At 41.6% G+C, this 7,859-nt stretch carries 6 protein-coding genes, 1 pseudogene and 1 riboswitch; of the genes and pseudogenes, 4 read left to right on the forward strand and 3 right to left on the reverse strand.

The genetic code is table 11. The features are described from left to right. Nucleotides 1-113: 113 nt before the first annotated feature. The 3 genes and pseudogenes from H5072_RS06860 to H5072_RS06870 all read right to left on the reverse strand — a co-directional run. Nucleotides 114-884: pseudogene (locus H5072_RS06860) on the reverse strand (outer membrane beta-barrel protein); the annotation flags it as partial. A 390-nt stretch (nucleotides 885-1,274) separates the two neighbouring features. Then, nucleotides 1,275-2,684 (reverse strand): YdiU family protein, encoded by a 1,410-nt coding sequence (locus tag H5072_RS06865; protein ID WP_182693090.1) that lies wholly within the window; start codon nucleotides 2,682-2,684, stop codon nucleotides 1,275-1,277. Between the two features lie 8 nt (nucleotides 2,685-2,692). Continuing rightward, nucleotides 2,693-3,391, reverse strand: coding sequence for a DNA-3-methyladenine glycosylase I (locus H5072_RS06870; protein ID WP_024597214.1), 699 nt, complete (start codon nucleotides 3,389-3,391; stop codon nucleotides 2,693-2,695). Nucleotides 3,392-3,582: 191 nt separating this feature from the next. Beyond that, nucleotides 3,583-3,783, forward strand: a riboswitch (Lysine riboswitch). Between the two features lie 190 nt (nucleotides 3,784-3,973). Between H5072_RS06870 and dapA the strand changes: the two genes are divergently transcribed. From dapA to H5072_RS06890, 4 genes are all read left to right on the forward strand, one after another. Next, nucleotides 3,974-4,858, forward strand: coding sequence for a 4-hydroxy-tetrahydrodipicolinate synthase (dapA, locus tag H5072_RS06875; RefSeq protein ID WP_002958800.1), 885 nt, complete (start codon nucleotides 3,974-3,976; stop codon nucleotides 4,856-4,858). A 15-nt stretch (nucleotides 4,859-4,873) separates the two neighbouring features. Continuing rightward, entirely contained in the window at nucleotides 4,874-5,614 is a 741-nt protein-coding gene (locus H5072_RS06880) for a 2,3,4,5-tetrahydropyridine-2,6-dicarboxylate N-succinyltransferase (RefSeq protein ID WP_182693091.1), read from the forward strand. Further along, entirely contained in the window at nucleotides 5,614-6,819 is a 1,206-nt protein-coding gene (locus H5072_RS06885) for a PLP-dependent decarboxylase (RefSeq protein WP_024597213.1), read from the forward strand. Before H5072_RS06880 ends, H5072_RS06885 begins: the two co-directional genes overlap by 1 nt. Nucleotides 6,820-6,824: 5 nt before the next feature. Beyond that, nucleotides 6,825-7,859 (forward strand): succinylglutamate desuccinylase/aspartoacylase family protein (locus H5072_RS06890; RefSeq protein ID WP_182693092.1); only part of this gene is annotated, 1,035 nt, incomplete at its 3' end.

Consider the following 7,859-nt stretch of genomic DNA (forward strand, 5'->3'; position numbering starts at 1 on the left):
ATGAATCAATTTGAGTAGCATCAATTGTACCTGCAGCAAAATCAACACAATCTTCAAGTGCTTGTGCTTGTGTATCAGCAGTAACAAGTGAAACAGTTGCGTCATTTTCACCCATTAATGTAGCGATGAGTAGATACTGCAGAAGCATTGTTAGGGAAAGTCACTAATAAGCTTACTGTTACTTCTTTATCTTCATATAAAGTACAACCCGTACCATCCACAGCATCAGTCATAGGTGTGTTAGCACACTTATCATCTGCATCAGGAATGTTATCGTTATCGCTGTCTACAGGAGCTACAGCTACTTCAACTACTTTAGGCTCTGGAGCTGGTTTTACTGGCTCTACAGGAGCAGAGTTTTGGCCAAATAAGTAGTTAATACCAATTTTAGCACCAACATCTGTGTAACCACGGTCAAGACCTTGGTATACAGCTGTTTCAGCATTTACAAATAAGCCATCTGTAATGAAATGTTGGTAACCAACACCTGCATTTAAGAATGTGTTGTCATCAACTACGTCAATTTCTTTAATACCGAAAAGACCATAGAAAGGACCGCCGTCTAAATGGTAAAGAGCATCAATACCGTAACGCTCGCCATCAATATTGTTACGGTTGCCAGCAACTTTATCAAAAGCATTAAAATCCATGTCTGCATATTCAAGACGTGCGCTCCAGTAATCACTGAAACGGTAACCAGCTTCAACACCCCAGCCAGTTGATTCGTTTACGTCAAGACCGGCTTGGTCACGCATGTTTTTCCAAGATGCGTCATAGTAGTCGCCAAATGCGCCAATGTAGAAACCTTCTTCTTTATCAGCAGCGAATGTAGATGCGCTAGTTGCAGCCAACGCGATTGCAATTGTAAGTGATTTTAATTTCATTGTTTTCTTCCCATTTGAACAATTTTAAATTGTAGCTAATCGATACTAGCTCAATCAGTTTTATATAGACTAACTGAGCCTTTGTTAATCAATACTTAACGAAAAATAAAGTTTATTACTTTTTTCTATGCCTTGTCGCAACACACATCCACTTACTATAGGCGAAATTAAAACTTTATTGAAAAATAAATATAGTAGTTTTTTGTAAATTAGTACTTAGCAAGGAATGTAAGAGCAATTAAATTAAATGCACTTATAAATGCAAAGAAATATTGCTTGGTTTTAATTGTGCGCATAATACCACCAGAATTAGCATTCCCCTAGGTATATGCGCATGTTTGATTAAAAAATGACTCTTTTTAATCATGTGGTTATATTTAAAGTTAAGTATTAAGTACCACAAAAAGTCTGGTAGTCATTATCATTCGTCGGTGGAGAGCAAAATTCTGATAACTTTTCACCGTAAGAGTATGGATTACCGGCTATTTTTATAAAGCGCTGTAGCAACTCGCTGGATCCTGTAGCGTTATATTGTGCAATTATTTCTTCGATCACATGATTACGCGGTATTACACGAGGATTTGCCGCTCTCATTACTTCATAACTATTATCGTCAGTTAAACTTACCCACTTAGCTCTCCATTCAATTAGCGACTCAGGTACGCTTTTTTTTCCTTTTAAGGATTCAGTAAGCGCATCAAAGGTATTGGTGTAGTCGAGCTGATTATCTTTTAATAGCGTTAACAGCTCTGCTATTAACTCGCCACTACTATCGCTAGATTCAGTTAAACCCAGTTTTTGTGCCCACATAGCCGTAAACTCAGCATTAAACTGCTCAGCAAAACTATTAATAAATGGCGTCATTAATAAAACTGCTTGCTCGTCATCATCGCTAATAAGCGGTATTAAACTCTCAGCTAAGCGTGCGCAGTTCCAGTTAGCTATATTAGGTTGATTACCGAATGCATAGCGGCCTTGTTTGTCTATAGAGCTAAATACGGTATCAAAATCAAAGCTATTCATCATGGCACACGGGCCGTAATCAATAGTCTCTCCGCTAACTAGCGTATTATCTGTATTCATTACTCCGTGAATAAAGCCAACACGCATCCAGCTCACAACTAGCTTAACTTGGTTTTTAATCACAGCGCCTAAAAATGCTAAGTATCGCTGCGAACCTGTATCGGTTATTTCTGGGTAGTGTCGCTCTATAGCTAAATCGGCTAAATTTTTAAGCCCTTCAACATCGCCTTGCGTCGCTAAATATTGAAACGAGCCAACACGAATATGACTCGTTGCTACACGCGTAACGATAGCCCCTGCTTGTGGCGGATTACGATAAACCGTTTCACCACTACCAACAACCGCTAAGCAGCGTGTGGTTTTAACTCCCAGTGCACGCATTGCTTCGCTCATTACGTATTCACGAATAGCAGGACCAAGAGCACAACGTCCATCCCCACCTCTTGAGTAAGGAGTAGCACCAGAGCCTTTTAATTGAATATCCCATAACTGGTTTTCATCATCACTAATAGCGCCCAGTAAGTGCGCTCGTCCATCGCCTAAGCGTGGTGAAAAATGTCCAAATTGGTGCCCAGAGTAACCAAGTGCTACTGCAGGAATCGCCTGTTTTTCGTTACCGCTAAAAGTGCTGGCACGCAAATCAGCCGCAACGTTAATATTAAATTGTTTTGCTAAACTCTCGTTCCACAGCAATAACTGAGGAGAGGCGACACTTGCAGGGAAATCTTCTATCGCGAAGTTTTCTGCAACATCTGTGTATCTTGGCACTAATTTCATGGTAATTCCTATTGTTGCTGACTTATACCAACACGGTTGTCACCTACGCCATAAGCAACAATTAAGCTTAACTCTTGCATACTTAAGCCACTTTGCTCTTGCATTTCGTTAAAAAAAGCTTGGGCTGCATTTAGTGACTTTTTAGTTTGTAAGCCGCCGTCTATAATTTTATGGGCACGCAAATAATTCTCTACATCGCGTGATAGTAAAAATGTATCTTTACCAAGTGCTCGCAGCGCATAAGGCCCTGTATTTCCGCCTAAACGCGAACCATGCTTTTTTAAATATGCCCACAAACCAATAATATCGTCTGTTGGCCAATTAGCGATAAACTGACTAAAACTGCCATGTTCCCCTGCTATTTCGTGGATCATGTAAGCATTTTCGGTAATTGTTTTTACTTTTTTATAGTTACGAACAATTCGCTCATCCGTTGCTTTTTGTTCCAGCATATCAGGTGGCATCATTAATAACTTGTCAACGCTAAAATCCCAAAAAACCTCTCTAAAGCCTGCCCACTTATTATTTATGACTGACCAATAAAAGCCGCTTTGAAATACTTTTCGAGTAAATTCTTCAAGCCAATCGTCGTCACTTAACGTGCTTAGTTGTTTTTTAGATAGCGGTTTTGCAAGTAATAACTTAAGCATTTTTTCGGATCCTTTTCGCTCTACCGCTCGCTTATAAATATCGCTAAATTTTTCCATACTAATTAAATACCTCACTACTTATATTGCTAGTGTACGAGAAAAGCACCTAATACGTAACCACCCCTCTTTTCGATGAATTAATCTGTATTTAGTCGCTTGACACCTAGACGGCTAAAATGCTTTAATCGCCGTAATTACCCTATTTAAATTGCACAGGTTTGTAAGTTTTACTCTACAAACAGGTGCAAAGGGCTAGAAGAGGTGCGTTATTCAGGTAGCGTATGTTAGGAGCGCAAACTCCAGCAAGCATACGTGAGGGGAATTAACGCCGAGAAGTAACCACTTTTGCGAGGTGTTTATTTCGGGCGACTAGGTTGAACCCTAGCGACTGTCACCAATAGCTGCTTATAAAAAGCAGCTTGTTAGTTTGGTGGAGAGCTTCTGGTCTTAAATATTAAGGCCGTGCGCCCTATTATTTTAAGCCCATTCGCTCTTCGAATTATTAGTTCGAACGACGTTAATGCGGCTCCTTCCATAAAGCTTTTTAACTCTTCGAATAATACCAATTGCATTAAATTAGTTATCGCTAAAATGATCACGTTTTTAATAAAATTGGTACAAATTATAAGTTCGTGAGAGATGATCAACAACTTCAATTTAAACGACTACTCACTGTGGACCGCGCTCGTAACGCCATTTGATCAACACGGCGATGTTGACTACAACACGTTAACTAAGTTGGTTAGCGATCAAGAAGCGGCACATAACGGTATTTTGCTACTTGGCAGTACGGGCGAAGGTTTAGCACTAACGCTAAAAGAGCAACAAGCCATTGTTGAGCACGTATGCCAGCTAAAACCAACAGTACCACTCATGGTAGCTGTGGGCGGTAGTAACTTAAAGCAACAAATTGAGTGGGTTAACTACTGTAATACACTCCCAATTCATAGCTTTTTACTTGGCTCACCGCTTTATGCAAAACCTGGCGCTATAGGTCAAACTCATTGGTTTGAAAGCCTACTAAATGCAAGCGCTCATCCATGTATGCTTTATAACGTACCCGGTCGAAGCGCTGTTAGCATCCCAGCGGCAACAATTCAAAACTTACAAAACAATAAAAATTTATGGGCGTTAAAAGAAGCGAGCGGCAGTATTGCTCAGTTTGAAGCTTACCGCCAAGCGGCGCCTAATTTAGCTATTTTTAGTGGCGACGATGCGCTAATGCCTTATTTTGCTCAAGCTGGCGCAAAAGGTTTGGTGTCGGTAGCTGCAAACGCATGGCCTGAACAAACTCACGAGTTTGTTAAGCGCAGTTTAAGTGGTCAACACCCTAATTTATTTGCCCAGTGGTCAAGCGCTATTAATAGCCTATTTGCTGTCGCAAACCCTATTCCCGTAAAGGTACTGATGCATTTGCAAGGCCGCTTAAGCAGCCCGCAACTTCGTCCACCTTTAACACATCTTGAGTTAACTCAAACCGATTGCATTACAACTGCAAACAACACCATTTTATCTTGGCATTAAATACAGGTTTTTATAATGAGCTGGTTAGAACTATTAAATAATTTAGAATCGGGCGCAGTACGCGCTGCATCACAAAACGAAAGCGGCCAATGGCAAGCTAACGTAGAAGTAAAGCAAGGCATTTTAGAAGCCTTTAAAAATGGCACTAATACTGAATTTGCAGGCGGCTTTGTTGATAAACATAACCTAGCTCCGCAAGAATTTAGTACTGATGATGGCGTCCGTATGGTACCAGGTGGCTCAAGGGTTCGCCGTGGTGCTTATGTTGCTAAAGGCACGATTATTATGCCACCAGCGTATGTAAACATTGGCGCATATATCGACGAAGGCACAATGGTAGATAGCCACGCATTGGTGGGTTCTTGTGCACAAGTAGGTAAAAACGTACATTTAAGTGCTGCAGTTCAGCTTGGTGGTGTACTTGAGCCAATTGGTGCAAGCCCAGTAGTGGTTGAAGATGACGCATTTATTGGTGCAGGCTGTATTATTGTTGAAGGCGTAGTCATTAAAAAAGGCGCAGTACTTGCCCCTGGCGTGCGTTTATCAGCAACTATTCCAGTATACGACTGCGTAAACGAGCGCCAACTAGATAAAGGCGAGCCAATCCCAGAGTACGCGATTGTAATACCGGGCTCTCGCCCTGCATCAAACGAATGGGCGCGCGAGCAAGGCCTAAGCATGTCGTGTGCGTTAATAGTTAAATACCGCGACGAGAAAAGCGATGCATCGTTATTGCTTGAAGAGGTTTTACGATAATGAGCTTTTTGAGCACGCCTATCAAAACCGCTGTAAATACTATTACACAACAACTTGATACACCTTTTTTTGTTTACGACCTAGATCAACTAAACACGCATCTTGCGCGTTTAGTTGCGCAAACCGATGTAAAGCTGTGGTACGCGGTAAAAGCAAACCCACTGTCTAAAATTATTCAAAGCTTAGACAGTGCTGGCTTTAATTTTGACGTAGCAAGTAAAGGTGAGCTTGAGCAAGTACTAGCACAAGGTATTAGCTCGCAGCGCGTGCTCAACACAGGGCCTGCAAAAAGCCCTAAACAAATAAAACACTTTATTGAGCGCGGCGTGCGTATATTCGTAGCAGAAAGCCTCAATCAAGTACGTTGGTTAAACCAACAAGCGCAACTACAAAACACGCAGTTACAAGTATTACTGCGTGTACAATTACGCTGGCCTGAAGGTGAAAAAAACCCACTGGGCGGCGACAGCCTTACGCCGTTTGGTTTGGGTTGTAATGAGTGGCAAGCACTCAATGTAGCTGACTACCCTGCGCTTAAATTTGACGGCCTGCATATTTTTCAGTGGGGCAACATGCTTAGCACTCAAAAACTAAGCGACTTGTGGTCACAAATGATTGCACCTCTTAGCCAACTTGCCAGCGATTTAAATATTAGCCTTAAAATTCTCGATTTAGGCGGCGGTTTAGGTATTCCTTATACACAAAACGAAGCAACACTTGATTGGGATGACTTAATTGCTGCGCTAGCTAAAATTAAAAATGATGCGGGTGTAGAAGAGCTATGGATGGAACTTGGTCGCTATGCCGTTGGCGAATGCGGTCATTACGCAAACCCAGTAGTAGAGCGCAAACAAAACTACAATCAAGAACAAGTAATTTTAAGCGGCGGTATAAATCACTTATTACGCCCTGCTGTTACCAGCCAGGACTTTCCTGCTGCATTACTGCGTGAATCCAGTGCTAAAACTCAAGCGGTCACTTTATACGGCCCACTTTGTACAGCGCTTGATTGCTTGGGTGAACATAACTTACCAAGCGATTTAAATGAGCACGACTGGCTAGTGTTTAGCCAATGCGGTGCTTACGGCTTTACCGAAAGTATGCCGTATTTTTTATGCCATGAGCTAGCTGCTGAGTACACCTTGCAAAACGGTACACTTACCTGTGTTCGCCAAGCCGAAAATGCCAGCCATTATTTAAGGTAACAAGTATGAGTAATACAACACACATTAGCCAAGAGAACATTGTAGTAGGGGAAGTTGCAAACGGCTTACCACTTACAATTCCTGTGTATCGTTTAAAAGGTGATGGCACAGGGCCAAGTGTTTACATTCAGGCCAATATGCATGGCGCTGAAGTGCAAGGTAACGCAGTTATTTTTCAGCTGCTTGAGCAATTAAAACACCTTAACCTTAGTGGCGATATTACCCTTGTACCTTATGCAAATCCGATTGGCTGTAATCAAAAATCTGGCGAGTTTACCCTTGGCAGGTTCGATCCGATTACGGGCACTAATTGGAATCGCATGTATCACTACAATAAAAATTTAGTGGCACAGTTTGCACAAAATCATACTCAGTATGACGACGCTACATTAAAAAGTAACTTCAAACAGGCACTTATTGACGAAGTAGATAGCAAACTTAACGGCCCTGCTTATTTACTCAATACGGGTAAACGCATTGCGCTTAACTTACAAAAGCTCGCTCATCAGGCTGATATAGTACTCGATTTACACACAGGCCCTATTTCAAGCAAGCATCTGTACTGCCCAACCTATGCAACCGACAGCGCACGTTACTTTAATATTGAACATGTATTGCTTATTCCTAGTGATTTTGACGGCGCTATGGATGAAGCTAACTTTTGCCCATGGTGGCATTTAAGTGATGCGCTTAGCGGACAAGGTCGCGAATTATCAATAGCTGTAGAAGCATTTACTGTAGAGCTAGGCAGCCAAGAAAAAATAGACTTAAAAGAAGCATTAAACGATGCAAACAGCATTTTAAGTTACTTAAATCACAAAGGCGTATTACAAAACGCACCGCATACGCCAGTTAATATGACTCGTTATGCATGTAACTTAGATGACTACTTTGCCTATTATGCCCCTATTGGCGGCATGGTTGAATACTTAGCCCCACTTGGCGGGCACATTAAAGCTGGTGAGCCTATTGCCAATATTTTACGCATGGAGCGCTACTTAAGTGAGCAACCATTGCAAACACTTACTCTTGATTGCGAT

This window comes from Pseudoalteromonas sp. SR45-5 (genome assembly GCF_014163565.1).
Classification (GTDB): Bacteria; Pseudomonadota; Gammaproteobacteria; order Enterobacterales; family Alteromonadaceae; genus Pseudoalteromonas; species Pseudoalteromonas distincta.